At 68.6% G+C, this 24,140-nt stretch carries 22 protein-coding genes and 1 tRNA gene; 13 read left to right on the forward strand and 10 right to left on the reverse strand.

Going from position 1 to position 24,140, the window contains the following annotated elements; genetic code table 11:
• Positions 1 to 75: 75 nt before the first annotated feature.
• On the reverse strand, positions 76 to 1,131 hold the full coding sequence (gene ugpC / locus ASG72_RS07325; protein ID WP_056710607.1) for a sn-glycerol-3-phosphate ABC transporter ATP-binding protein UgpC: 1,056 nt from the start codon (positions 1,129 to 1,131) through the stop codon (positions 76 to 78).
• A gap of 249 nt (positions 1,132 to 1,380) precedes the next feature.
• On the opposite strand from ugpC, the gene ASG72_RS07330 reads away from it, so the two are divergent.
• From ASG72_RS07330 to ASG72_RS07340, 3 genes are all read left to right on the forward strand, one after another.
• Positions 1,381 to 2,142, forward strand: coding sequence for a FadR/GntR family transcriptional regulator (locus tag ASG72_RS07330; RefSeq protein ID WP_162246206.1), 762 nt, complete (start codon positions 1,381 to 1,383; stop codon positions 2,140 to 2,142).
• 177 nt (positions 2,143 to 2,319) lie between these two features.
• Positions 2,320 to 3,294: a 2-hydroxyacid dehydrogenase gene (locus ASG72_RS07335; RefSeq protein WP_056710610.1), complete on the forward strand. Its 975-nt coding sequence runs from the start codon at positions 2,320 to 2,322 to the stop codon at positions 3,292 to 3,294.
• Positions 3,291 to 4,085 carry an AprI/Inh family metalloprotease inhibitor gene (locus tag ASG72_RS07340; protein ID WP_056710612.1) on the forward strand — a complete coding sequence of 265 codons (795 nt, stop codon included), beginning with the start codon at positions 3,291 to 3,293 and terminating at the stop codon, positions 4,083 to 4,085. Before ASG72_RS07335 ends, ASG72_RS07340 begins: the two co-directional genes overlap by 4 nt.
• 43 nt (positions 4,086 to 4,128) lie before the next feature.
• Here ASG72_RS07340 and hppD read toward each other — a convergent pair whose 3' ends face one another.
• Positions 4,129 to 5,256, reverse strand: a complete 1,128-nt coding sequence (hppD, locus tag ASG72_RS07345) for a 4-hydroxyphenylpyruvate dioxygenase (RefSeq protein ID WP_056710614.1) — start codon at positions 5,254 to 5,256, stop codon at positions 4,129 to 4,131.
• A 121-nt stretch (positions 5,257 to 5,377) separates the two neighbouring features.
• Between hppD and ASG72_RS07350 the strand changes: the two genes are divergently transcribed.
• Together ASG72_RS07350 and ASG72_RS07355 are read left to right on the forward strand one after the other, a co-directional pair.
• Complete coding sequence (locus ASG72_RS07350) at positions 5,378 to 5,857, forward strand: Lrp/AsnC family transcriptional regulator (RefSeq protein ID WP_056710615.1); 480 nt, start codon at positions 5,378 to 5,380, stop codon at positions 5,855 to 5,857.
• A gap of 100 nt (positions 5,858 to 5,957) precedes the next feature.
• Entirely contained in the window at positions 5,958 to 6,860 is a 903-nt protein-coding gene (locus ASG72_RS07355; protein ID WP_162246207.1) for a DUF533 domain-containing protein, read from the forward strand.
• 6 nt (positions 6,861 to 6,866) lie between these two features.
• Here the strand turns inward: ASG72_RS07355 and ASG72_RS07360 are convergent, their stop codons facing one another.
• Complete coding sequence (locus ASG72_RS07360) at positions 6,867 to 8,051, reverse strand: pyridoxal phosphate-dependent aminotransferase (RefSeq protein ID WP_056710617.1); 1,185 nt, start codon at positions 8,049 to 8,051, stop codon at positions 6,867 to 6,869.
• A 252-nt stretch (positions 8,052 to 8,303) separates the two neighbouring features.
• On the opposite strand from ASG72_RS07360, the gene ASG72_RS07365 reads away from it, so the two are divergent.
• Complete coding sequence (locus ASG72_RS07365) at positions 8,304 to 10,166, forward strand: IlvD/Edd family dehydratase (protein WP_082540169.1); 1,863 nt, start codon at positions 8,304 to 8,306, stop codon at positions 10,164 to 10,166.
• 110 nt (positions 10,167 to 10,276) lie between these two features.
• Here ASG72_RS07365 and ASG72_RS07370 read toward each other — a convergent pair whose 3' ends face one another.
• Complete coding sequence (locus ASG72_RS07370; RefSeq protein ID WP_056710619.1) at positions 10,277 to 11,308, reverse strand: P1 family peptidase; 1,032 nt, start codon at positions 11,306 to 11,308, stop codon at positions 10,277 to 10,279.
• A 203-nt stretch (positions 11,309 to 11,511) separates the two neighbouring features.
• Here ASG72_RS07370 and ASG72_RS07375 point away from each other — a divergent pair, with 203 nt between their 5' ends.
• On the forward strand, positions 11,512 to 12,492 hold the full coding sequence (locus ASG72_RS07375; RefSeq protein WP_056710621.1) for a quinone oxidoreductase: 981 nt from the start codon (positions 11,512 to 11,514) through the stop codon (positions 12,490 to 12,492).
• A 93-nt stretch (positions 12,493 to 12,585) separates the two neighbouring features.
• On the opposite strand, the gene ASG72_RS07380 is transcribed toward ASG72_RS07375, so the two are convergent.
• Positions 12,586 to 12,660: transfer RNA gene (locus ASG72_RS07380), tRNA-Gly, on the reverse strand.
• A gap of 285 nt (positions 12,661 to 12,945) precedes the next feature.
• Between ASG72_RS07380 and ASG72_RS07385 the strand changes: the two genes are divergently transcribed.
• The 4 genes from ASG72_RS07385 to ASG72_RS07400 all read left to right on the forward strand — a co-directional run bounded on the left by ASG72_RS07385 (position 12,946) and on the right by ASG72_RS07400 (position 16,530).
• A complete protein-coding gene (locus ASG72_RS07385) occupies positions 12,946 to 13,470 on the forward strand; it encodes a prolyl-tRNA synthetase associated domain-containing protein (RefSeq protein WP_056710623.1) in 525 nt (174 codons plus the stop codon).
• An 81-nt stretch (positions 13,471 to 13,551) separates the two neighbouring features.
• Positions 13,552 to 14,451 carry a thioredoxin gene (gene trxA / locus ASG72_RS07390; protein WP_056710625.1) on the forward strand — a complete coding sequence of 300 codons (900 nt, stop codon included), beginning with the start codon at positions 13,552 to 13,554 and terminating at the stop codon, positions 14,449 to 14,451.
• A gap of 22 nt (positions 14,452 to 14,473) precedes the next feature.
• Positions 14,474 to 15,145: an LON peptidase substrate-binding domain-containing protein gene (locus tag ASG72_RS07395; protein ID WP_056710626.1), complete on the forward strand. Its 672-nt coding sequence runs from the start codon at positions 14,474 to 14,476 to the stop codon at positions 15,143 to 15,145.
• A complete protein-coding gene (locus ASG72_RS07400; protein WP_056710628.1) occupies positions 15,142 to 16,530 on the forward strand; it encodes an MFS transporter in 1,389 nt (462 codons plus the stop codon). The genes ASG72_RS07395 and ASG72_RS07400 overlap by 4 nt, the downstream gene beginning before the upstream one ends.
• A 73-nt stretch (positions 16,531 to 16,603) precedes the next feature.
• Here ASG72_RS07400 and ASG72_RS07405 read toward each other — a convergent pair whose 3' ends face one another.
• The 3 genes from ASG72_RS07405 to ASG72_RS07415 all read right to left on the reverse strand — a co-directional run bounded on the left by ASG72_RS07405 (position 16,604) and on the right by ASG72_RS07415 (position 20,097).
• Entirely contained in the window at positions 16,604 to 18,040 is a 1,437-nt protein-coding gene (locus tag ASG72_RS07405) for a homospermidine synthase (protein ID WP_056710630.1), read from the reverse strand.
• Positions 18,041 to 18,302: 262 nt separating this feature from the next.
• Entirely contained in the window at positions 18,303 to 18,833 is a 531-nt protein-coding gene (locus ASG72_RS07410) for an N-acetyltransferase (protein ID WP_056710632.1), read from the reverse strand.
• Positions 18,834 to 18,951: 118 nt separating this feature from the next.
• Entirely contained in the window at positions 18,952 to 20,097 is a 1,146-nt protein-coding gene (locus ASG72_RS07415) for a type III PLP-dependent enzyme (protein ID WP_056710633.1), read from the reverse strand.
• A gap of 683 nt (positions 20,098 to 20,780) precedes the next feature.
• Between ASG72_RS07415 and ASG72_RS07420 the strand changes: the two genes are divergently transcribed.
• Entirely contained in the window at positions 20,781 to 22,364 is a 1,584-nt protein-coding gene (locus ASG72_RS07420; RefSeq protein ID WP_056710636.1) for a glucan biosynthesis protein G, read from the forward strand.
• 5 nt (positions 22,365 to 22,369) lie between these two features.
• Here ASG72_RS07420 and ASG72_RS07425 read toward each other — a convergent pair whose 3' ends face one another.
• Positions 22,370 to 22,753, reverse strand: a complete 384-nt coding sequence (locus ASG72_RS07425) for a RidA family protein (protein WP_056710637.1) — start codon at positions 22,751 to 22,753, stop codon at positions 22,370 to 22,372.
• Between the two features lie 187 nt (positions 22,754 to 22,940).
• Between ASG72_RS07425 and ASG72_RS07430 the strand changes: the two genes are divergently transcribed.
• Positions 22,941 to 23,630 (forward strand): AprI/Inh family metalloprotease inhibitor, encoded by a 690-nt coding sequence (locus ASG72_RS07430; RefSeq protein ID WP_056710639.1) that lies wholly within the window; start codon positions 22,941 to 22,943, stop codon positions 23,628 to 23,630.
• Positions 23,631 to 23,644: 14 nt separating this feature from the next.
• Here the strand turns inward: ASG72_RS07430 and ASG72_RS07435 are convergent, their stop codons facing one another.
• The gene (locus tag ASG72_RS07435) at positions 23,645 to 24,031 is read right to left on the reverse strand and encodes an MAPEG family protein (protein WP_056710641.1); all 387 of its coding nucleotides are present in this window, start codon (positions 24,029 to 24,031) and stop codon (positions 23,645 to 23,647) included.
• Positions 24,032 to 24,140: the final 109 nt, after the last annotated feature.

Consider the following 24,140-nt stretch of genomic DNA (forward strand, 5'->3'; position numbering starts at 1 on the left):
CGGCCCTTTGCGGGTCTCGGCCGGTCCGGAACGATCTCGTGTTCTCCTCGATCTCGCGCTGCGCCTTGCCGGCTCTCAGCTGATGCGCTTGCCCGTGGCGGCGTCGAACAGATGCGTGACGTTGGTGTCGGGCGTGATGCCGAGCGCCTCGCCGGGGCGGGCCTCGATCCGCTCGCGGAAGACGCAGGTCACCTCCTGGCCGCCGCAGCGCAGCACGACCTGGGTCTCCGATCCGGTCGGCTCGACGACCACGACCTCGGCCTGGATGCCGTTGGGATCGAGCCGGAAATGCTCGGGCCTGATCCCGTAGACCGCCGGTTTCCCTTCGGAATTGGCGGGATGCGTGCCGATCGGCCAGGTCACGCCACCCTCGGTGGTGAAGCCCTGCGCGGTGATCGTGCCCTTCAGCAGGTTCATCGAGGGCGAGCCGATGAAGGCGGCGACGAACAGGTTGTTGGGCCTGTCATAGAGCTCGAGCGGGGCGCCCATCTGCTCGACGATGCCGTCATGCATCACGACGATCTTGTCGGCCATGGTCATGGCTTCGATCTGGTCGTGGGTGACGTAGACGGTCGTCGTCTTCAGGCGCTGGTGCAGCTCCTTGATCTCGGTGCGCATCTGCACGCGCAGCTTGGCGTCGAGGTTCGAGAGCGGCTCGTCGAACAGGAACACCTGCGGATCGCGCACGATCGCGCGGCCCATGGCGACGCGCTGGCGCTGGCCGCCCGAGAGCTGCCTGGGGTAGCGGTCGAGCAGGTTGTTGAGGCCGAGAATGCCGGCCGCCTTGCTGACGCGCTCGTCGATCTCGCTCTTCGGCGCGTTCCGCAGCTTCATCGAGAAGGCCATGTTGTCGGCCACCGTCATATGCGGATAGAGCGCATAGTTCTGGAAGACCATCGCGATGTCGCGCTCCTTGGGCGGGACATCGTTGACGACGCGCGGTCCGATCCGGATCTCGCCGCCGCTGATGTTCTCGAGCCCGGCGATCATCCGCAGCAGGGTCGATTTCCCGCAGCCCGACGGGCCGACCAGGATGACGAATTCGCCGTCGTTGATGTCGATGTCGACGCCATGGATCACCTGCGTCTGGCCATAGGCCTTGCGCACATCCGCGATTTGAACCGAGGCCATCTGAGCCTTCCCCTGGTCTTCTGCTTCCTCAAGGACGCGGTTGCGCCTTCAGGCGCCGTCCCACGTCTCGCGCATAACGGCTTCTTGTGACCGTTCGATGCAAGGGCGCCGCCGGGGGCCTGGAAAGGCCGGCGGTTGCGTCCATCCTCATCTCGGATAAAGTCATACGATATGAAGAGGCGTGTCAAGCGCCGCACAGGGTCAGCGGCGCCGGCCGGACCGGCTGTCGCGCGGGGAGACGAGGGGGCGATGCGGGTACGCGACTTCTCGCGGCCGACCACTTTGAACGCCGACCGTCTGTTCGGGCAGGTCGCCCAGAAACTCGCGGTCGCCATCATCTCCGGCACGGTCAAGGCCGGGGAGCTATTGCCCAACGAGGACGCGCTGCGCTCCGAGATCTCCGTCTCGCGCACCGCCTATCGCGAGGCGGTGAAGGTGCTCACCGCCAAGGGGCTGGTCGAGTCGCGGCCCAAGAGCGGGACGCGCGTCGCCCCCCGCGACAGCTGGAACCTGCTCGATCCCGACGTCCTCTCCTGGCATTTCGAGGCCGATCCCAACGAGAAATTCATCCGCGATCTCTTCGAGTTGCGCCGCTTCGTCGAGCCCAGCGCGGCGCGTTTGGCGGCGCTGCGGCGCACCCCCGCCGACCTCGCCCGGATGGAGGCGGCGTTCCGCGGCATGGTCGACAACCCGCCCTATGCCGACATCACCATCCGCTCCGACCTCGCCTTCCACGTCGCGGTCTTCACCGCGGCGCAGAATTCGACGCTGCAATGCCTGGCGAGCGTCGTGGTCGCCACGATCCAATGGTCGCTGCTGCTGAAATCGGCGAATGACCGCGATTATTTCGTCGCCTCGCTGACCGATCACGAGCGCGTCCTGGAAGCCATCGCCCAGCGCGACGGCGATCTCGCCGCGGCACGGATGACCACGCTGGTGATCGACAGCCTGAACACGACCTTGGCCTTCCTGGCCCCGCCGGCCGGGCTGCAACCCGTCAAATCCGCATGATTAAATCATACTACTTGCCGCTATCGGGCGCTGGCAGAGCACCCGAGGGCGTGTAGAAAGACGAGGGCGCGCCGCGTGAGATGCGCTACCGAGATCAGCCTAATCGATTCAAATCGACGGAATCAACCCTGGACCCCGGTCCGCCCCCCACGCAGCAGCGAGATGGATGAGCGACGAATGACTGCCAACGAGACGCCCGAGATCATCATGACCGGCCCGCTGATGGCCTATGCCGCCGACCAGCTGCGCGCCCGTTTCACCGTGCACGAGCTCTGGAACGCGCCCGACCGCGCCGCCATGCTGCGCGAGATCGGCGGCCGCGTCCGCGGCGTGGCCGGCGGCGGCGCCCATGTCAGGATCGACGGCGCGCTGTTCGACGCCCTGCCGAAGCTCGAAATGGTCGCCAATTTCGGCGTCGGCTACGATAATGTCGACGCAGCCGAGGCCGGCCGGCGCGGCATCGTCGTCTCCAACACCCCCGACGTGCTGACCGACGAGGTCGCGGATCTCGCCCTCGGCCTGCTGCTCGCGACGGTGCGCCAGCTGCCCCAGGTCGATCGCTATCTCCGCGCCGGCAAATGGCTCGAGAAGCCCTATCCGCTGACCACCTCGCTGCGGACCCGCAAGGTCGGCATCGTCGGCCTCGGCCGCATCGGCAAGGCGGTGGCGCATCGCCTGGAGGCCTTCGGCCTGCCGATCGCCTATCACGGCCGCTCGCGCCAGGCCGATGTCGCCTATCGCTATTACCCGTCGCTGGTCGAGATGGCGCAGGATGTCGATACGCTGATCTCGGTCGCGCCCGGCGGCGCCGCCACCCACCACATGATCAATGCCGAAGTTCTGAAGGCGCTGGGCCCCAATGGCATCGTCGTCAATGTCGGGCGTGGCACCGTCATCGACGAGCGGGCCTTGATCGAGGCGCTGGAGGCGAAGACCATCCTCTCGGCGGGTCTCGACGTCTTCGAGGATGAGCCCCGCGTCCCGGCCGAGCTGATCGCCATGGATCATGTCGTGCTGCTGCCGCATGTCGGCTCGGCCTCGGTCCATACCCGCGAGCAGATGGGCCAGCTGCTCGTCGACAACCTCGTCTCCTGGTTCTCCGGCAAGGGCCCGCTCACCGCCGTGCCGGAAACACCCTGGAAGAAGGCTTGATCGGCGCCCGCCTGCGCGCGGCCCCGGCGCTGCTCGCGCTCGGGCTCGGCTTCGGGCCCGGCCCGGCCGCGCTGGCGCAGACGCAGCTGCCGTCGCGCGGCGCTGAGAGCGCGCCGGAGCGGCTGAAACCGCTGATCGGCGCCTGGGATCTGGAGGCGGTCGGCAAGTCGCGGCGCTGCACGGTGACGCTCGCGGCGGAGACCGGCCAGCACGGGCGGCTGGTCCGGTTTCCCGCGACCTGCCGGCGTGCCTTGCCGATCTTGGCGAACGTCACCGGCTGGGAGGTGACGCGCGCGGGACAGCCGCGCCTGCTCGATGCCGAGGGCAGGGAGGTCCTGGCCTTCGCGCGCCTGGCTTCCGAATCCGGGCTCGAGGCGCGCGGGTCGGATGGCCAGGCCTATCGGCTCGATCCGAAGGGCTATGTCCGCGCCGCGCCGCGTCCGGCGGAGAGCGCGGCACAGACCGCGGCCCAGGCGGCCCAGCGGCGGACCGTGGTCGACCTTGGTACGGCGCCTGACCAAGCCAGCCTGCCCGGCCGCTACGCCGCCATGCGCCAGCTCAACCGCGAGGCCTGCCGCCTGGAGCTGCGCGAGGATGGCGTCGCCGCCCTCTCGCAAGGCTGCGGCGATACCGGGCTGGCGATCTTCGACCCCGCCGGCTGGCGCTATGCCGCCGGTCGGCTGAGCCTGGTGGCCCGCCGCGGACACAGCGTCGAGCTGGTCTTCGAGCAGGGCCATTGGCGCAAGGACCCCAATGTCGGGGCCCCGCTGATGCTGCGCAAACTGCCCTGAGGGGCCGGAGGCGGCGATCCTTCCCGATCGCCGCCGACCCGCCTCACTCTGCCGCGCTCAGCACACCGCGCCGGATCTGGTCTTCCTCGATCGATTCGAACAGCGCGCGGAAATTGCCTTCTCCGAAGCCGTCATCGCCCTTGCGCTGGATGAATTCGAAGAAGATCGGACCCAGCACCGTGCCTGAGAAGATCTGCAGCAGCACCTTGCTCATCCGGCCTTCCTTCGCGCCGAGCGCCACCGCGCCTTCGCCGTCGATCAGGATGCCGTTCTGCTTCAGCCGCTCGACCGGCTCGCCATGGTTCGGCACGCGCGCATCGACCCGCGCGTAATAGGTCTCGGGCGGCGCCGGCATGAAGGGCAGGCCGTTGCCGCGCAGCCTCTCGACAGAGGCGTAGATGTCGCGCGCGCCGAGCGCGACATGCTGGATGCCCTCGCCCTTGTACTGGCGCAGATATTCCTCGATCTGGCTCTTGTCGTCGAGCGACTCGTTGATCGGAATCCGGATCTTGCCGCAGGGCGAGGTCAGGGCCCGCGAGATCAGCCCGGTCAGCTTGCCCTCGATGTTGAAGAAGCGGATCTCGCGGAAATTGAACAGCTTGCCATACCAATCGGCCCAGTGATCCATGCGCCCGCGCATGACGTTGTGGGTGAGGTGATCGAGGTAATACAGCCCGGCCTGTTCGGGATGCGGATCGCGCTCGCCAAGCCAGTCGAAATCGACGTCCCAGATCGAGCCCTTCTCGCCATAGCGATCGACGAAATAGAGCAGCGAACCGCCGATGCCCTTCACCGCGGGAATGTGCAATTCGCCCGGCCCGACCCGGCTCTCGTAAGGCTCGGCGCCCAGCGAGACGGCGCGCTCGAAAGCCTTTTGCGCATCGACCACCCGGAAGGCCATGGCGCAGGCGCAGGGGCCATGCTCGGCCGCGAAGGCCTGGGCGAAGGAATCCGGCTCGGCGTTGACGACGAAATTGACGTCGCCCTGGCGATACAGGGTGACGGCCTTGGAGCGATGCCGGGCGACCGGGCGAAACCCCATCGTCTCGAACAGGGCGCCGAGTTTCTCCGGCTCTGGATGGGCATATTCGACGAATTCGAACCCGTCCGTGCCCATCGGATTGGCGTCGCTGATCGCCGGCGGTGCGGCATCGTGCGGAAATGGACCCATGGCTTGAACCTCCCAATGTCTTATGAACGCTGATCATCGCGCATGGCAGCGGCGCAGACCTTGCGTTTGTCACCTATCCGACTCTGTGTGATGCACGTTTGGTGCGAAAAGGAGGCGTGGCATGCAAGGATCGACCAGGCTCGATGGTTTCGACTGGAAGCTGCTCGACGCGCTCCAGCAGGACGCCTCGCTGACCAATGGCGCGCTGGCCGAGCGGATCGGGCTCTCCGCCAGCCAGATCTCCCGCCGCCGCCAGCGCCTGGAGCAGGAGGGGGTGATCCGCGGCTATCGCGCGCTGATCGAACCCGGCGCGATCGGGCTCGGGATCACCGTCTTCATCCATGTCGCGCTCGACACCCATTCGCGCGACAATGCCAGGCGCTTCCGCGATCTGGTGCGCCTCACCCCGGCGATCCTGGAGGCGCATGCCCTGACGGGCGAGGCGGATTATCTGCTTAAGGTCGCGGTCGAGGATCTCAAGGAGCTGTCCGCCTTCGTTAATGAAATCCTCATGCCTCATGAGAGCGTATCGCGTGTCAGATCAGAAATCGTTCTCGACACATTGAAGGAACCGGGGCTGCTGCCATTGCCGATGCGCTGACCCGTTCCTATTCTCAGCCCTGCCGGCCCCGCCTATGCGAGCGGGGCGACAGCAGGCTGTCTATGGGCTCGGATGGCGCAGCGCGCCGGACAGGAGAGCAATGATGTTCAACGCCAAATCCCTCCTCGATGCGCTGATCAGCGCCGGCACTCAGGCGGGCGCCAAGGGCGGATCGACCGGCCAGGGCGGGTTGGGCGGCGTCTTGGGCGGATTGGCCGACCAGGTGCAGAAGGCCGGCGGCGTCGGCGGGCTCGCCGGCATGGCGGGACAGATCTTCGGCCAGGCGACGCAAGGGGTCGGCGATGTCGCCCGGCAGACCGGCCTGCAGCAGAAGGCCGGCGGCGCGCTGAACCAGGCCACCGGCGGGCGCTCCACCCAGGAGATCCTCGACCAGGCGCGGCAGATGATCGCCAAGAATCCGGCGATGGCGACCGCCGTCCTCGGCGGGCTCGGCGCGCTGGTCTTCGGCAGCTCGGCCGGCCGCGCCGTCGTCGGCTCCGCCGCCCGGATGGGCGGACTCGCGCTGATCGGCGGCCTCGCCTACAAGGCCTATCAGAACCACCAGGCCGGCAAGCCGCTGCTCGACCTGCAGACGCAGGAGGTTCTGCCGGCGCCGCAGGGCTCGGGTTTCGAGCCGGAGGCCGCGACCGACGCGACCGCGCTCCTGCTGGTGCGCGCGATGATCGCCGCCGCCTCCAGCGACGGGGCGATCGACGCCGAGGAGCGCAATGCGATCCTGGGCGGGCTGCGCGAGGCGGGTTTCGATCCCGAGGCCAATGAGTGGCTGGCCAATGAAATGGCCAATCCCGCCGCGATCGACGATCTCGTCGCCGCGGCCACGACGCCCGAGATCGCGGCGCAGGTCTATACGGCGGCGCGGATCGCGATCAATCCGGATACGGCGGCGGAGAAGGATTTCCTGGCGGGCCTCGCCGGGGCGCTGGGCATCGATGCCGAGCTCGCCGGCAATATCGACGCGGCCGCCAGCGCCGCCAAGGTCTGAGCCGCCTCAGCCCGGGCTGGCGCGGTTCAGAAATTCGCCCATGCGCTCAAGCGCCCGCTCGATATTGGGCAGAGAATTGGCGTAGGAGAGGCGGATATAGCCCTCCCCATGCACGCCGAAATCGGGGCCGCCGATGGTCGCGACCCCGGCATCCTCGAGCAGCGCGGAGGCGAGCGTCTTCGCCTTCCAGCCGGTCTTCGAGACGTTCGGGAAGGCGTAGAATGCGCCTTTGGGGACGGCACAGGAGACGCCCGGCAGGGCGTTCAGCCCGCTCACCACCGCCTTGCGGCGCCGGTCGAATTCCGCGAGCATCATCGAGACCGCGTCCTGCGGGCCGGTCAGCGCGGCCAGCCCCGCCCATTGCGCCGCCGCATTGACGCAGGAATGCGAATTGACGGCGAGCTTGCGAGCATTCTCGTAGAGCGGCTTCGGCCAGACGGAGAAGCCCAGGCGCCAGCCGGTCATCGCATAGGTCTTCGACCAGCCGTTCAGCAGGATCAGCCGGTCACGGATCTCCGGATAGCTCAGCAGGCAGACATGCCGCTCGCCGTCATAGAGCATCTGGTCGTAGATCTCGTCCGACATCACCGCGACATCCGGGAAGCGCGCGAGGCCGGCGACCAGCTTGTCGACCTCGGCCTTGGGGGTGACGCCGCCTGTGGGGTTGGCGGGCGAGTTGACGATCAGCAGCCGCGTCTTCGGCGTGATCAGCGACAGCGTCTCCTCGGCGGAGAAGGCGAAGCCGTTCTCCTCGCGGATCGGCACCGGGATCGGCGTCGCGCCGGTGAACTCGATCATCGAGCGATAGATCGGGAAGCCCGGATCCGGATAGAGGATCTCGGCCCCCGGCTCGCCGAACATCAGGATCGCCATGAACATGGTGACCTTGCCGCCGGGCACGATCATCACCTCGTCCGGCGACACCGTGACGGAAAAGCGCTTGTGGAGATCGGCGGCGACCGCCTCCCGCAAAGGCAGGATGCCATTGGCGGGGGTATAGCCGTGATGCCCGTCGCGCAGCGCTTTCACCGCCGCCTCGACGATGTGGTCGGGCGTCGGGAAATCCGGCTGGCCGATGCCGAGATTGATGATGTCCTTGCCCTGGCGCTGCAGCTCCGTCGCGCGGGCCAGCACCGCGAAGGCGTTTTCCTCGCCGATGCGCGAGAAGGAGGGGACGACATGCAGGGTCATGGCCGGTGTCCTCGACAGATGGCGCGTCCCTCTTGCGGCGACGCTTGGCGCTGTCATGGCCGCAAATCCCCGATGCTGACAAGGAAGATCTCTGTATGCTGCATGCAGAAATAGTATGACTATCCCACGCTGCTGCCCTTGCGGCGGCGCGCATGATCGGCAGAATGCGACGGAGCATCCTGCTTCGACCTACCAGACGGATGACCGGCAAACGGCCGCCAGCGCCGGGCCGCGCGAGAGGAAACGACGATCATGGCCAAGACGCCAGAGAGCAATGTGCCGCGCCAGGACCGGCCGACGGCGATCCCCCGCAAGAAGGCGCCGCGCCGGATCAAGCCCGAGCAGCTGCGCTCCAAGGCCTGGTTCGACAATCCCGCCAATGCCGACATGACGGCGCTCTATATCGAGCGCACCATGAATTTCGGCCTGTCGCGCGAGGAGCTGCAATCGGGCCGCCCGATCATCGGCATCGCCCAGACCGGCTCCGACATCGCGCCCTGCAACCGCCACCATATCGAGCTGGCCGCCCGGGTCCGCGACGGCATTCGCGAGCGCGGCGGCGTGCCCTTCGAGTTTCCGATCCATCCGATCCAGGAAACCTGCAAGCGCCCGACCGCGAGCCTCGACCGCAACCTGCAATATCTCTCGCTGGTCGAGATCCTCTATGGCTACCCGCTCGACGGCGTGGTGCTGACCACGGGCTGCGACAAGACGACCCCGGCCCAGCTGATGGCGGCGGCGACCGTCGACATCCCGGCGATCGCCCTGCCCGGCGGGCCGATGCTCAACGGCAATTTCCGCGGCGAGCGCACCGGATCGGGCACGATCGTCTGGAAGGCGCGCCAGATGATGGCGGCCGGCGACATCGATTATCGCGGTTTCGTCGATCTCGTCGCCTCCTCGGCCCCGTCCGCCGGGCATTGCAACACGATGGGCACGGCGACCACGATGAACTCCATCGCCGAGGCGCTGGGCATGACGCTGCCGGGCGCGGCCGCCATCCCGGCCCCCTATCGCGACCGCTACGAGATGGCCTATCTCACCGGGCTGCGCATCGTCGACATGGTCTGGGAGAACCTGATCCCGTCGAAGATCATGACCCGCGAAGCCTTCGAGAACGCGATCGTCGTCAATTCGGCCATTGGCGGCTCCACCAACGCGCCGATCTCGGTCAACGCCATCGCCCGCCATATCGGTGTCCCGCTCGACAATGAGGATTGGACGGAGATCGGCTACGAGATCCCGCTGCTGGTCAATCTGCAGCCGGCGGGCGAATATCTCGGCGAGGATTACTATCGCGCCGGCGGTGTCCCCGCCGTGGTCGCCGAGCTGGTGGCGAAGGGCAAGATCAAGCCCGCCATCACCGCCAATGGCCGCACCCTCGCCGAGAATTGCGAGGGGCTGTTCGCCGAGGATCGCAAGGTCATCAAGGCCTATGACGAGCCGATGAAGGCGCAGTCCGGCTTCCTCAACCTGCGCGGCAACCTCTTCGATTCCGCGATCATGAAGACCAGCGTGATCACCCCGGAATTCCGCCAGCGCTATCTCGAGAATCCCAAGGATCCGATGGCTTTCGAAGGCAAGGCCGTGGTCTTCGACGGGCCGGAGGACTATCACCACCGCATCGACGATCCCGCGTTGGAGATCGACGAGCATTCGATCCTGTTCATCCGCGGTGTCGGGCCGATCGGCTATCCCGGCGCGGCCGAGGTGGTGAACATGCGCCCGCCGGATTACCTGATCAAGAAGGGCATCACCGCCCTCGCCTGCGTCGGCGACGGCCGCCAATCCGGCACCTCCGGCTCGCCCTCGATCCTCAACGCCTCGCCCGAAGCCGCGACCGGCGGTGGGCTCGCTCTGCTCAGGACCGGCGACCGCGTGCGTATCGACCTCAACAAGCGCACGGCGAACATCCTCGTCTCGGATCAGGAGCTCGAGACGCGGCGCGCCGCGTTGCGTGCGGCCGGCGGCTACAAATATCCGAAGAGCCAAACGCCCTGGCAGGAGATCCAGCGCAAGATCGTCGGCGAACTCTCCGACGGCATGGTCCTCAAGCCGGCGGTCAAATACCAGAAGATCCACAAGAAGTTCGGCGTGCCGCGCGACAACCACTAGCGCCGGTCGCGGGCCTTCGCAGTTCCGGGCGCCGGCATCGGCCGGGCCCGGACGCCAAACCGCGCGCCGGCCTCAGAGCCCCGCGCCGGCCTCGGAGCCCCGCGCCGGCCTCAGGGCCGCGCGCCGAGCCAGTCGGCCAGCGAGGGGCGCCGGTGCCCGTCGCGCCCGATCGTCGCCGGGGCGGCCAGCATCGCGTTCAGCACGGCCTCCTGCGTCGCTTCCGCCGCCGCCTGGAAGGGAAGGTCGATCCGGCTCTCGTGCAGGGCCGACAGGCCGACCAGCGCCTGATTCTCGTCATGGTGGACGGGATCGGCCGTGGTGAAGGCCACGGCGATATCGCCGCTGCCATGGCCCCAGAAGGCTCCGAGCCGCGCCAGCCCCGCCCCGCCGCGCCGCGCGATGCGCTTGAGCTGGCGGGTCTCGAGCGGCAGATCGGTCGCCATCAGCACGATCACCGAGCCGCGCTCCCCTTCGCCTGAACCGGCGGGCGTCGGGCGCCGGCCATCCGGCAGGACGAGATCCCCGGCGCGGCCGAAATTCGCCAGCACCAGAACGCCCAGATGGAACAGCCTTCCGTCCAGCGCGATCTCGCGAGAGGCCGTGCCGACGCCGCCCTTGAAACCGAAGGCGCTCATGCCCGCCCCCGCGCCGACGGCCCCCTCCTCGACCGGGCCCTCCCGCGCCGCGTCGAGCGCCGCGAAAGCGTCCTCCTGGGTCAGGCGCCGCGCCCTGATATCGGAGAGGAACCCGTCATTGCACTCGAGCACCAGCGGATTGACCGTGCCGGTCTCGCGCCCGATATCGGCGTTCTCGGCCAGTGCCCGGGTGACCAGCGCGTCGAAACCGACGCCGACGGCCAATGTATTGCCGAGCAGGATCGGCGTCTCGATCTGCCCGAGCTCGGCGAGCTGCATCAGCCCGGCGCTCTTGCCGAAGCCGTTGATCACCTTGACCGCGGCGCGCGGCTTGCGGCGGAAGAGATTGCCGTCATGCGGCAGCACGGCGGTGAAGCCGGTCAGCACATCCCCCTCCCGCACCGTGCGATGCCCGACCCGCAGCCCCAGAACATCGGTGATCGCATTGAGCGGGCCGGGCGGGAGGGCGCCGCAGGCGAGCCCCAGATCACGCGCGCGTTGTGTCATCGATCCCAGTCCATCTCCCGGCCCCGCCTCGCTGCGGCGCGCCTGCTTAGCCTGTTCTCCACCGCCTCCGATACGGTCCCCTGCGCAGGCGCGCGCCGGAGCCGATGCATGGAGGGCTCGCCAGTCGCCGAGCGCGACGAGGGCTCTAGGCAGCGGGGCCGGGCCGCTCTACCTCTGCGGCTCACGATTGAAGAGGGCGAGCCATGGCTGAAGTGCGGGCGATCAGACTGAACCAGTTCGGCGGGCCGGAGGTGATGCAGCTCGAGCACGTCACCCTGCCGCCCCCCGCACCCGGCGAGGTTCAGCTGCGCCAGAGCGCCATCGGCTTCAACTTCATCGACGTCTATCAGCGCAAGGGCGTCTACCCCCTGCCCCTGCCGACCGGGCTCGGCCATGAGGCGGCGGGCGTCGTCGAGGCGGTCGGCGACGGGGTCGAGGGGTTCAGCCCCGGCGACCGCGTCGCCTATATGAATGCCGGGCTCGGCGCCTATGCCGAGTGCCGCAACGTCGCCGCCGACAGGCTCGTCGCTCTGCCCGAGGGCGTCAGCGCCGAACAGGCCGCGGCGGTGCTGTTCAAGGGCATGACGGCGCAATATCTGCTGCGACGGACGCATAAGGTGGCGGCCGGCGAAATGGTGCTGATCCATGCCGCGGCGGGCGGCGTCGGGCAGATCCTGGCGCGCTGGGCCAAGGGCCTCGGCGCCTTCGTCGTCGGCACGGCGGGTTCCGCCGCGAAATGCGAGCTGGCCCGCGCCGCCGGCTGCGACATCGCCATCGACTACAGCCGCGATGGCTGGGTCGAGACCCTGCTCGCCGAGACCGGGGGCCGCAAGGCGGAGGTCGTCTATGATTCCGTCGGCAAGGATACCTTCCTGCAGTCGCTCGGCCTTGCCGCGCCCTTCGGCCTGGTGGTGATCTATGGTGCCGCCTCCGGGCCGGCTCCCGCGATCGAGCCCGAGCTCCTCAACAAGAAGGGCTGCCTCTTCCTCACCCGCCCCTCGGTCTTCCCCCACAACGCCGACCCCGCCATCTTCCGCGTCAACGCGGCCGAGATGTTCGCGGCTCTGGGCGAAGGGCTGATCCGGCCGGAGATCGGCGCGCGATTCGCCCTGGAGCATGCCGGCGAGGCGCATCGCGCCGCCGAAGCGCGCGCGACCACGGGCGCGATCGTGCTGGAGGTGTGAGCGGGGCCGGTGGCGGCGCCATTTCCGGATGGCGCCGGGCCAAAACGCAAAAAGCGCCGGAGACCCGGCGCCTTTGCGATCGATGAACCATCCTGGAGCGGGAGAAGGGATTCGAACCCTCGACCCCAACCTTGGCAAGGTTGTGCTCTACCCCTGAGCTACTCCCGCGTCCGGACAGTGCGCGGCGTCTCCGCCGCGAGGCCGGCTTATTGCCCCAATCCGTCGCGAAGCGCAAGCGCCTCCCGCGAGATTTTTTGCTGGCCCGGACGAAGCGGGCGCGAGGGGCGCGGCGCCGGCCTTTTGCGGCATGTCGCTGCCGCCATCGGCCGAGCGGGCGGCGGCGCTTGTGGCCGGCGTCCCGGGCGATTAGGCAGGTTCCGCCACCGCCACCGAGAAAGCCCGATCTGCCTGCCGCCCGACCGCCTGACCACCGATCCCTGCACGAGCCCCGCGATGTCCGAGCCTCTCACCCCAGACCAGTTCTGCGCCCATCTCGCCGCGCAGGGGCTCGCCTTCCACCGCACCGACCACCGCGCCGTCTTCACCGTCGACGAATCGCGGGAGCTGCGGGCCGGCATGAGCGGGCTGCACACCAAGAACCTGTTTCTGAAGGACAAGAAGGGCCGCCTCTTCCTGGTCTCGGCGCGCGACGATGCCCGCATCGATCTCAAGCGCCTGCACGAGGTCATCGGCGCCAGCGGGCGGCTCTCCTTCTGCTCGGCCGAGCTGCTGATGGCGAAGCTCGGGGTGACGCCCGGCTCGGTCACCGCCTTCGCCGTGATCAACGACCGCGCGGGCGAGGTCACGCTGGTGCTGGACGCCAATCTGATGACCGGCGAGGAGGTGAATTTCCACCCGCTGATCAACACGGCGACGCTGCGCATCGGCCACGATGCGCTGCTCGCTTTTCTCGACGGTGCCGGTCATCGCCCGCTGATCGTCGATTTGCCGGTTCCCGCCGATGGACAGAACGGCTGAGCCTCCCCATCTATGGCAGGGTCGCGAAGGCCGGGACCCGTGCCCCCCACGACCGATCGAAGAGGCGACGAAGGACGAGCCATGCTGGCCAATGACGCAGCGGCAGACCAAGCCGGTCTGATCAAGGACACGACCACCCAGGGCTTCCGCCAGGACGTGGTCAGCGAATCGATGACGCAGCCCGTGCTGGTCGATTTCTGGGCGCCATGGTGCGGCCCCTGCAAGCAGCTCACCCCGGTGATCGAGAAGGTCGTCAAGGGCGCCAAGGGCAAGGTCAAGCTCGTCAAGATGAACATCGACGAGCATCCGCAGATCCCGGGACAGCTCGGCATCCAGTCGATCCCCGCCGTCATCGCCTTCAAGCAGGGCCAGCCGATCGACGGCTTCATGGGCGCGCTGCCCGAGAGCCAGGTCAAGGCCTTCGTCGAGAAGCTGGTCGGCCCCGTCGGCCCCGGCGCCACGGAAGAGATGCTGGCCGCTGCCCAGGCCGCGGCGGAGGCCGGCGATCCGGCCTCGGCGAGCGAGGTCTTCGCGCAGGTGCTGGAGATGGAGCCGGAAAATACCGGTGCCATCGCCGGGCTGGCGCGGCTGCATCTCGATGTCGGGGATCTCGAAGGCGCCAAGGGCATCCTCGCCATGGCGCCCGAGGCCAAGGCCGGGGATCCCGGCATCGCCGCCGTGCGCGCGGCGATCGAGCTCGCCGAACAGGCGGCCGCGCTGGGCGACACCGCCGAGCTCGAAGCCCGCCTCGCCGCCGATCCCAGGGATCATCAGGCGCGTTTCGACCTGGCGCTGGCGCTGAACGCGCGGGACCGGCGCGAGGAGGCCACCGACCATCTCATCGCGATCATCAGGGCCGATCGCGGCTGGAACGAGGACGGCGCCCGCAAGCAACTGCTCCAGTTCTTCGAGGCCTGGGGCCCCATGGACGAATTCAGCATGGCCGGGCGGCGCAAGCTCTCCACCCTGCTGTTCTCCTGATCCCGTCGAGGACCTCGCTGCCATGGGCATGAACGCCGCCTACGCCGGCCCCCAGGACTGTCCGGAGGTCATCCCGGTCTTCCCGCTCGGCGGCGCCCTGCTGCTGCCGCGCGGGCAGATGCCGCTCAACATCTTCGAGCCGCGCTATCTCGCGATGATCGACGACGCGATCCGCAGCCATCGCATCGTCGGCATGATCCAGCCTGAGCCGGAGGCCGGCCGCCAGGCCACCGCGCCTGGGCTGCTGCAGGTCGGCTGCATCGGCCGGATCACGCAATTCGCCGAAACGGGGGACGATCGCATCATCCTGACCCTGACCGGCATCAGCCGCTTCCGGATCGTCGAGGAGCTGTCGGTGACGACGCCCTATCGCCAATGCCGGGTCAGCTACGATGATTACGCGATCGATTTCATGCCGCGGGCCGGGGAGGACGAGGTCGACCGCAACGGCCTGCTCAAGGCGTTGCGTGCCTTCGCCAAGGCCAATGAGCTGAAGATCGACTGGAAGGGCGTCAACGAGGCGCCCAACGAGGCGCTCGTCAACGCGCTGTCGATGATGTGCCCGTTCGGCCCGCGCGAGAAGCAGGCGCTGCTCGAGGCGCATGATCTGCGCACCAGGGCCGAGGTGCTGGTCGCGATCACCGAGATCGAGCTGGCGCGCGGCGGCGGCGATCCCGAGACCACCCTGCAGTGAGCGTCGGCGCAGCGCCCGGGCCGCTCTACCCGCCGCGCCGGGCGGTGACGGCCTGGCTGTTCTTCGACTGGGCGGCGCAGCCCTTCTTCACGCTGATCACGACCTTCGTCTTCGCGCCCTTCTTCGCCTCGGCCCTGGCGGCGGACCCCGCCTCCGGCCAGGCGCTCTGGGGCTATGCCACCGGCCTCGCCGGGCTGACGATCGCGCTGCTCTCGCCCTTGCTCGGCGGCATCGCCGACCGGACCGGCCCGCGAAAACCCTGGATCGCGGTGTTCGGCGCCTTGCTCGTCATCGGGTCGGGGCTGCTCTGGTTCGCGGTGCCGGGCTCGCGCTTCGCCGTGCCCATCGCTCTGGCCGGCTTCGTCGTCGCGACCATCGGCGCCGAATTCGCCACCACCTTCAACAACGCCATGATGCACCGGCTGGTGCCGCCGGAGCGGCTGGGCTGGCTCTCCGGCACGGGCTGGGCGATCGGCTATCTCGGCGGGCTGGTCTCGCTCGCCATCACCCTGGCCCTGCTCGCGGCCGATCCGCAGACCGGCAGGACGCTGGCCGGGCTGACCCCGCTCTTCGGCCTCGATGCCGCCGCCCGCGAGGGCGACCGTTTCGCCGGCCCGCTGACGGCGCTGTGGTTCATCCTCTTCGTCACGCCGATGTTCCTGCTCACTCCCGACAGCCCGCGCAGCCGGATGTCGCTCGCCGAGGCCGCCCGCGGCGGCGTCGGGCGGCTGAAGGCGACCCTGCTGGAGCTGCCGCGCCTGCCCGGGCTCGGCCGCTTCCTGCTCGCCAACATGATCTACCAGGACGCGCTGGTCGCGCTCTTTGCCTTCGGCGGGATCTACGGCGCCGGCGTCTTCGGCTGGCAGACCATCGAACTCGGCGTGTTCGGCATCATGCTGACCGTCACCGGCACGCTCGGCGCCTGGCTCGGCGGCAGGCTCGACGATCTGGTCGGCGGCAAGGCGGTGGTGCTGGGCGCGATCGCGACCCTGCTCTTCACCTGCCTCGGCATCCTGTCGCTCGGGCCGGACCGTGTCCTCTTCGTCATCCCCGCCGCGCCCGCCACCCCCGGCGACGGGCTCTTCGCCTCGCTGCCGGAGCGGGTCTATCTCGGCCTCGGCCTGCTGATCGGCCTGGTCGCGGGACCGCTGCAGGCCTCCTCCCGCAGCCTGATGGCGCGGCTCGCCCCGCGCGATCGCATCGGCGAATTCTTTGGCCTGTTCGCGCTGTCGGGGAAGGTGACCTCCTTCCTGGGGCCGACGCTGGTGGCGGTGGCCACCACCGTCTTCGCCAGCCAGCAGGCGGGCCTGGCCGTGCTGATCCTGTTCTTCGCCACGGGCGGGCTGCTGCTCGCGGGGGTAAAGACCGCGCCCGTCACGCGGTGATGGCGGGACGGGATCGCGGCGAAGCGCCGGGGCATCGGCCCCGGGATGGCGGATCAGGTCGCCCGATGCGGGCTCAGCGCACCAGGATGTTCCGGAACTGCCAGGGATCCTTCATGTCGAGATCCTCGGGGAAGAAGCCCGGCAGGTCCTGCAGCGGCGTCCAGTCGGTATAGACGCCGACGACCGGTCCGAGATAGGGCGATTGCACCTCGAGGCAGCGGCGGAAATCCATCTCGTCGGCCTCGACGATGCCGGCATTCGGATTTTCCAGCGCCCAGACCATCCCCGCCAGCACGGCCGAGGTCACCTGCAGCCCGGTCGCGTTCTGATAGGGCGCGATCGCCCGGGTTTCCTCGATCGAGAGCTGCGAGCCGTACCAATAGGCGTTCTTGCCATGGCCGTAGAGCAGCACGCCGAGCTCGTCGATCCCGTCGACGATCTCGTCCTCGGTCAGGATCCGATGCTCGTCCTGCACGCGGCCGGCCTGGCCGAACATCTCGTGCAGCGAGAGCACCGCGTCATTGGCCGGGTGATAGGCGTAATGGCAGGTCGGCCGGTAGACCGCCGCGCCATCGGCGTCGCGCACCGTGTAGTAATCGGCGATCGAGATCGATTCATTATGCGTCACCAGGAAGCCGTATTGGGCGCCGGGCGTCGGGCACCAGGAGCGCACGCGGGTATTGGCGCCCGGCTGCAGCAGGTAGATCGCAGCCTGGCAGCCGGTCTCGTGGCTGCGCGCATTCGCCGGCATCCAGCGCTCATGCGTGCCCCAGCCGAGCTCGGCCGGCTGCATTCCCTCCGAGACGAAGCCCTCGACCGACCAGGTGTTGACGAAGACGCCGGGCGGCTTGGGCGCCTTGGCGCGCTGCGTGTCGCGCTCGGCGATATGGATGCCCTTGACGCCGAGCTGCTGCATCAGCGCGCCCCATTCGGAGCGGCTCTTCGGCTCCGGCGTCTGCAGGCCGAGATCGGCGGCGATGTTGAGCAGGCCCTGCTTCACGAACCAGGACACCATGCCGGGATTGGCGCCGCAGCAGGAGACCGCCGTCGTCGTGCCGGCCGGGCGGGCGCGCTTGGCGGCCAGGGTCTGCTCGCGCAGCGCGTAATTGGAGCGGTCGCCCGGGCCCTTGCTCTGGTCGAAATAGAACCCGACCCAGGGCTCGTTCACCGTGTCGATATAGAGCGCGCCGAGATCCGAGCAGAGCTGCATGATGTCGAGCGAGCCGGTATCGACCGAGAGATTGACGCAAAAGCCCTGCCCGCCGCCCTCGGTGAGCAGCGGCGTGAGCAGCTCCTTGTAGTTCTCGCGGGTCACCGCCTGCTGGATGAAGCGGATGCCGCGCTCGTCGAGTAGCGCCCGGTCGGCATCATCGGGATCGATCACCACAAAACGCGAGCGGTCGAAGGCGAAATGCCGCTCGATCAGCGGCAGCGTGCCGCGACCGATCGAGCCGAAGCCGATCATCACGATCGGGCCGGAGATCGTGCCGTGTACGGGCCAGGTGGTCATTGCGAGGCATCCCTTCATCGGTGAGACGGGCGGCAGGCGCCGCCCATGGCGTGGTCTGATGGCCGCGGCCTCTTGCGGCAAGGCGCTAGCCGGGTCGTCTATTGGCCGGGCTTTCCGGCGTCAATCCGGGGCGGATCGCCGAAAACCCGCCGGCACCCGCTTTCCCGCCCGCTGCCGCGCCGCGCGGCGGCGAGACGCGGCGAAGCCCGGCCCGTGCATGCACAGGCCGGGATGAAAAGGCGGCGTGGGTGACGGGTCCGTGTCAGGCCGCGATCGGCAGCGCCGTGGCGGGCTCCTCGGCCAGCGCGCCGGCGGGGCTTAGCGTGCCGCGCGCGCCGGCGAGCGCGCCTTCGCGCAGCTCGATCGCCAGGAAACGCTCGCGCTCGACCGGGCCGGGCATCGACAATCCCTTGGTCAACGCGCCGGAGAAGCCGAAGCGGCCGTAATAGGGCGCGTCGCCGACGAGCAGCACCGCGCCATGCCCGCGGCAGGCCGCGCGCCACAGCCCCTCGCGCATCATCGCCTTGCCGAGCCCCTCGCCCTGCAGCTCCGGCGCGACCGCGAGCGGCCCGAGCAGCAGCGCCGGGCGGCCATCGGCCTCGACATGCCAGAGCCGGACGGTCGCGACGATCTCGCCGTCGCGCTCGGCGGTCAGGGCCAGGCCCTCCGCCGGCAGACGGCCCTCGCGCAGCCGCTCGCTCGACTTCGCCGTGCGGCGCTCGCCCAGGCAGCGATCGAGCAGCGCCTCGCGCGCCGGCACGTCGGAGAGGATTTCATCGCGGATCAGAATCATGACGCACCTCCGGCCGGAGCGCCTGCAGCACGCAGACCTTCCCGGCGCCGCGCCCGAAGCGCGGCCACAAAACAGGCTGTGGGGGGAAGGGCGCGGCGGGAGCCGCGCCCGAACGACGTCAGATGACGTATTGCTTCAGCGGCGGGAAGCCGTTGAAGGCGACGGCCGAATAGGTCGTCGTATAGGCACCCGTGCCCTCGATCAGCACGCGGTCGCCGATCTCCAGGCTGAACGGCAGCATGTACGGGGTCTTCTCGTACATGACGTCGACCGAATCGCAGGTCGGGCCGGCCAGCACGCAGGGCACCGTCGCATCGCCGTCACGGGCGGTGCGGATCGGATAGCGAATCGCCTCGTCCATGGTCTCGGCGAGACCGTTGAACTTGCCGATGTCGAGATAGACCCAGCGCACCTGGTCGTCCTCGGCCTTCTTCGAGATCAGCACGACCTCGGCCTCGATCAGACCCGCCTCGCCGACCATGCCGCGGCCCGGCTCGATGATGGTCTCCGGGAGCTGGTTGCCGAAATGCTTCGACAGCGCCTGGAAGATCGCATCGCCATAGGCCGGAACGCCCGGGATCGGACGCAGATAGCGGGCCGGGAAGCCGCCGCCGAGATTGACCATCGACAGCGACAGCCCGCGCGTGGCGCACTCCTTGAACACCGCCGAGGCCGAGGCCAGAGCGGAATCCCAGGCGTTCACATTGGCCTGCTGCGAGCCGACATGAAACGAGATGCCATAGGCCTGCAGCCCGAGGCGATGGCCGTGCTCGAGCACGTCCGCGGCCATTTCGGGCACGCAGCCGAACTTGCGCGAGAGCGGCCAATCGGCGCCGGCACCGTCGCAGAGGATGCGGCAGAAGATGCGCGCATCCTTGACGGCGGTCTTCTCGGCCGAACGGGCGACCTTCTCGACCTCGGCCGTGCAGTCGACGGCGAACAGGCGCACGCCGAGCTCCATGGCGCGGGCGACGTCCCGCTCCTTCTTGATGGTGTTGCCGAAGGAGATCCGGTCGGCCGTGGCGCCGGCCGCGAGAGCGAGCTCGATCTCGACGACCGAGGCGCAATCGAAGCAGGAGCCGAGCTTGGCCAGCAGGCCCAGCACTTCCGGGGCCGGATTCGCCTTCACGGCGTAGAAGACGCGCGTGTCGGGAAGGGCCCGCGAAAAGGCATGATAGTTCTCGCGCACGACATCGAGATCGATGACGACGCAGGGTCCGTCTTCACGGCGGGTGCGAAGAAACTCACGGATGCGCTCGGTCATGAGACGCGTCTCCCTTCGGCGCAAGCGGCGCCGATGCGAAGTGAAGCCGGGTGATGCGTCAACGAATCGAGGCGCGATGGAGACGCCTTGAGTCGCCGAACAGATCGTCCGGACCCTGGAACCGTCGCTTGGGAAGACCCCGCACGCCCGGCAATGAAGGACAAGCCTCTTCGGTGCTGGTCTTTGGAGGACCAGCGAGACCAAAAAAAGCCCGTTCCGTCGTTGCTTTAAGCTGCGTCCCCCGTGGAGATTCGGGGTTCGCCGGTTTCGCCTCCGGCTGCCAGTCGCTGTTCGGTGACAGTTCCCTCGGGAGGAACCGGGAGCGCGATTTGAGGGGATATCCATCCCCCTCCATCCGTCTCCAACACCTGGCGGCTGTCCGGCCTCTTGTCCGGATGCCCACCGACTGACACGCGGCCACAGGCACGTGCGAATTGGGTGAACGCGATATACGGATGATGGGCCCGGGGTACAAGTGGTATTTTGGCACTGCGCCTAAAAATTGGCCCCGCGACATCCGGCCTCGCCCGGCAGAGCCCGGCCGAACGGCCCGAAATCGCCGGATCCGGGCCGCCTCGCCGGCCACACCCTAGACCGGCCGGCATTCCTCGCCTAAGCCACGCGAATGGCCACAGGCCGCCAGGCCGCCAGGCCGCGCCGCGACGAGACCACGGAATTTCGCCATGACCACCACCGACCGCCGCACCGTCCTGGCCGGGCTGTCCGCCGCTTTCGCCCTGTCCGCGGCCCCCGCCGCGCTGCTCGCCCAGCAGCCGGCGCAGGAACAGCCCCCCGCCCTGCCCCAGCCGAGCTTCCGCTTCGAGGACGTGCTGCGCCGTGCCCGCGAGATCGCCGCCGTGCCCTATGAGCCCGGCCCGAGCCTGCCCGAGCCGCTGTCCAGGCTCGATTTCGATGCCTGGCGCGACATCCGCTTCCGGCCCGACCGGTCGCTGCTCGGCCAGAACGGCTCGCCCTTCCGGATGCAGATGTTCCATCCGGGCTTCCTCTTCACCCGGCCGGTGGTGGTGAACATCATCCGCGACGGCGTCCCCACCCCGGTGCCCTATGCCGCCAACCTGTTCGATTACGGCCGGGTCAAATTCGACAAGCCGCTGCCGGTCAATCTGGGCTTCGCCGGTTTCCGCCTGCATTACCCGCTGAACGACCCGCGCATCTTCGACGAGCTGATCTCCTTCATCGGCGCGAGCTATTTTCGCGTGCTCGGCCGCGAGCAGCGCTACGGCCTGTCGGCGCGCGGCCTGGCGATCGGCGCCGGCATCCCCGGCGGCGAGGAATTCCCGGTTTTCCGCGAATTCTGGGTCGAGGCGCCGCAGCCCAATGCCGAACGCGTCACCGTCTACGCCCTGCTCGATTCGCCCTCGGTGACCGGGGCCTATCGCTTCAACATCTATCCCGATCTCGACAGCGTGCTCGACATCCACGTCACGCTGTTCCCGCGCAGGACGATCGACCGGCTCGGCCTGGCGCCGCTGACCTCGATGTTCTTCACCGGCGAGAACGACCGCCGCTTCCATGACGATTTCCGCACCGAGCTGCATGATTCCGATGGGCTGATGATCCATTCCGGCACGGGCGAATGGATCTGGCGGCCGCTGCGCAATCCCCGCCAGCAGGCCGTGTCGTCCTTCGTCGAGCGCAATGTCCGCGGCTTCGGGCTGATGCAGCGCGACCGGGTCTTCGAGCATTACCAGGACCTCGACCTCTCCTATGAGCTGCGCCCCTCCTATTGGATCGAGCCGCTGGGCGATTGGGGCGAGGGCTTCGTCGAGCTGATCGAGATCCCCACCACCGACGAGACCAACGACAACATCGTCGCGCTCTGGGCGCCGAAGACCCCGCTCGAGCCCGGGCGGGAATTCACCTTCGCCTACAAGCTCACGGCGATGCTCGATTCGAGCGATCTGCATCCCGGCGGGCGGATCATCAACACCTATCAGGCCAAGCCGAAGGCGCTCGGCTCCGGCGAGCCGGTGACCGCGGGCGCCCGGCGCTTCATCGTCGATTTCGCCGGCGGCGACCTGAACTACCATCTGCGCCAGCCGGAGAAGGTGACGATCGTCCCCTCCATCGCCTATGGCCGGATCGACCGCGCCTTCCTGGTGCCCAATCCGAAGACCCAGGGCTTCCGCGCCTTCATCGACATCCTGGTCGAGCCCGGGCAGGTGGCGGAGATGCGGGCCTTCCTCAAGAGCGGCGACAAGACCCTGACCGAGACCTGGAGCTATCCCTGGCGCTCGGACGCCTGAACGCCTCAGGGCGCGGCGGCGATCGCCTCGATCTCGACCTTGAAGGCCGGCAGGGTGAAGCCAGACACGATCATCAGCGTGGACGCCGGCGGCGGCGTCCCGACATGCGCGTCGCGGGATTCCATATAGCCCTTCATATGCGCCCGGTCGGTGACATAGGCGTTGATCCGCACGATATCCGTCAGGCTCATCCCCGCCGCGCCCAGGATCGCCCCGATATTGGCGAAGCAGAGATCGGCCTGGGCCCGGACATCCTCCGGGATCGTGCCATCGGCGGCGATGCCGAGCTGCCCGGAGCAGAACACCAGCCGGCGGCCCGGCGGCAGCTCGATGCCATGGCTGTAGCGGGCGAAGGGCGGGGCGATCGTCGCAGGCGACAGAGGCTTCATCGATGAGCGTCCGGGAACAGGGCGGCGGGAAATGCCGAGTATGACGGGCTCGCGCCTCCGGAACCAGATCTGTCGATGCGGGTTCGCAATCCGCCGATGCTGCGCTAGAACGGAACGCGACGCAGTTTCATGTCCTGTTCAGTCGGGCCTGCAATCATGCGCCCCCGCTCACCGAAGAGATGTCCGGATGATGATGAAGACTGTTCCGGCCCGCGCCATCATCAGGGCGGCCGCGCTGCTGCCGCTGCTGGCGCTGACCGCCTGCGCCGGTTCGCAACGCTTCGTCGGCGGCGGCTCCGCCTCGCCCGCCTATCAGCAGCCGGCGCTTGAGCCGCTGCCTCCGGTCAGCTCCGCGCCGGTGACGTCGCAGCCCCTGCCGCCGCCGGGCGGCTATCCCGTCGCCTCGGCGCCCGCTCCGACCACCGGGGCGCTGCCGCCGCCGCAGGATCCGTTCTACACCCCCAATGCCGGCGCCTCGGCGCCGACCACCGCGCCGGTGCAGCCGCAATCCGCCCAGGACGTCCCGACCCTGCGCGGCGGCGGAGGCCAGATCGCGACGCTCGGCGGCGCGCCCAGCGCGCGCGGTTCGGTCTCGTCGCGCGACGGCGTGGTCGGCAGCTGGACGGCACGGGAAGCGACCGGCGGCTCCTGCCGCGTGTCTTTGTCGAGCGCGCCCGCGCTCGATCTCTATCGCGCCAGCGCCAGCGGCTGCACCAACAAGGATCTGCAGAAGGTCAATGCCTGGGACTACCGCAATGGCGAGGTCTATCTGTACCAGCAGGGCGGGACCGTCGTGGCCAGGCTCCGCGCCAATGATGCCGGCTCGATGAGCGGCGCCGTCACCAAATCCGGCGCCTCTTTGTCACTCAACCGCTGAGACGGGGTCGCGTCCTAGCGCAGCAGCGCCCAGGCGGGCGCGGTGAAGATCGCGACCGTCGCCAGCCAGCCGGCCGACCAGACCAGCGAGCGCTGCGTCGGCCAATCCGCGATATAGCAGGCGGTATAGCCGATGCGCGCCAGGATGAAGGCGAGCGCCAGCGCATCGACCGTCGCCTGCGGCGCCTTCAGCAGCGTCGCCCCGAACACCGCGGCGGCGAAGAAGGGAAAGGCCTCATAGCCGTTCTGATGCGCGGCATAGGCGCGGCGGCGATGCCCGTCCAGCGTCTGCGACCAGGCGCGCGGCTCGCCATTGTCGTAATGCGCCGACCATTTGGCGATGGCGACGGTGAGGACCGGAAGGATGCCGGCCGCGAGCACGCACCAGAAGGCGATCGGCATGGAGATCCTCCCGCGCCGCACCGCGCGCAGAACCTGGCGGGGCAGCTGACACCCTTACGCAAGGGCCCGGGAACTGGATGAGGCGTCGCCGTCGCGCAGCGGCACAATC

The sequence above is a fragment of the Allobosea sp. Leaf344 genome, assembly GCF_001426225.1.
Classification (GTDB): Bacteria; Pseudomonadota; Alphaproteobacteria; order Rhizobiales; family Beijerinckiaceae; genus Allobosea.

What these genes read in the sequence shown, in the direction of transcription:
- ugpC (WP_056710607.1), bottom strand. Translation starts at nt 1,131, where the DNA reads ATGGCCTCGGTTCAAATCGCGGATGTGCGCAAGGCCTATGGCCAGACG.
- ASG72_RS07330 (WP_162246206.1), top strand. Translation starts at nt 1,381, where the DNA reads ATGCGGGTACGCGACTTCTCGCGGCCGACCACTTTGAACGCCGACCGT.
- ASG72_RS07335 (WP_056710610.1), top strand. Translation starts at nt 2,320, where the DNA reads ATGACTGCCAACGAGACGCCCGAGATCATCATGACCGGCCCGCTGATG.
- hppD (WP_056710614.1), bottom strand. Translation starts at nt 5,256, where the DNA reads ATGGGTCCATTTCCGCACGATGCCGCACCGCCGGCGATCAGCGACGCC.
- ASG72_RS07350 (WP_056710615.1), top strand. Translation starts at nt 5,378, where the DNA reads ATGCAAGGATCGACCAGGCTCGATGGTTTCGACTGGAAGCTGCTCGAC.
- ASG72_RS07355 (WP_162246207.1), top strand. Translation starts at nt 5,958, where the DNA reads ATGATGTTCAACGCCAAATCCCTCCTCGATGCGCTGATCAGCGCCGGC.
- ASG72_RS07360 (WP_056710617.1), bottom strand. Translation starts at nt 8,051, where the DNA reads ATGACCCTGCATGTCGTCCCCTCCTTCTCGCGCATCGGCGAGGAAAAC.
- ASG72_RS07365 (WP_082540169.1), top strand. Translation starts at nt 8,304, where the DNA reads ATGGCCAAGACGCCAGAGAGCAATGTGCCGCGCCAGGACCGGCCGACG.
- ASG72_RS07370 (WP_056710619.1), bottom strand. Translation starts at nt 11,308, where the DNA reads ATGACACAACGCGCGCGTGATCTGGGGCTCGCCTGCGGCGCCCTCCCG.
- ASG72_RS07375 (WP_056710621.1), top strand. Translation starts at nt 11,512, where the DNA reads ATGGCTGAAGTGCGGGCGATCAGACTGAACCAGTTCGGCGGGCCGGAG.
- ASG72_RS07385 (WP_056710623.1), top strand. Translation starts at nt 12,946, where the DNA reads ATGTCCGAGCCTCTCACCCCAGACCAGTTCTGCGCCCATCTCGCCGCG.
- trxA (WP_056710625.1), top strand. Translation starts at nt 13,552, where the DNA reads ATGCTGGCCAATGACGCAGCGGCAGACCAAGCCGGTCTGATCAAGGAC.
- ASG72_RS07395 (WP_056710626.1), top strand. Translation starts at nt 14,474, where the DNA reads ATGGGCATGAACGCCGCCTACGCCGGCCCCCAGGACTGTCCGGAGGTC.
- ASG72_RS07405 (WP_056710630.1), bottom strand. Translation starts at nt 18,040, where the DNA reads ATGACCACCTGGCCCGTACACGGCACGATCTCCGGCCCGATCGTGATG.
- ASG72_RS07410 (WP_056710632.1), bottom strand. Translation starts at nt 18,833, where the DNA reads ATGATTCTGATCCGCGATGAAATCCTCTCCGACGTGCCGGCGCGCGAG.
- ASG72_RS07415 (WP_056710633.1), bottom strand. Translation starts at nt 20,097, where the DNA reads ATGACCGAGCGCATCCGTGAGTTTCTTCGCACCCGCCGTGAAGACGGA.
- ASG72_RS07420 (WP_056710636.1), top strand. Translation starts at nt 20,781, where the DNA reads ATGACCACCACCGACCGCCGCACCGTCCTGGCCGGGCTGTCCGCCGCT.
- ASG72_RS07425 (WP_056710637.1), bottom strand. Translation starts at nt 22,753, where the DNA reads ATGAAGCCTCTGTCGCCTGCGACGATCGCCCCGCCCTTCGCCCGCTAC.
- ASG72_RS07430 (WP_056710639.1), top strand. Translation starts at nt 22,941, where the DNA reads ATGATGATGAAGACTGTTCCGGCCCGCGCCATCATCAGGGCGGCCGCG.
- ASG72_RS07435 (WP_056710641.1), bottom strand. Translation starts at nt 24,031, where the DNA reads ATGCCGATCGCCTTCTGGTGCGTGCTCGCGGCCGGCATCCTTCCGGTC.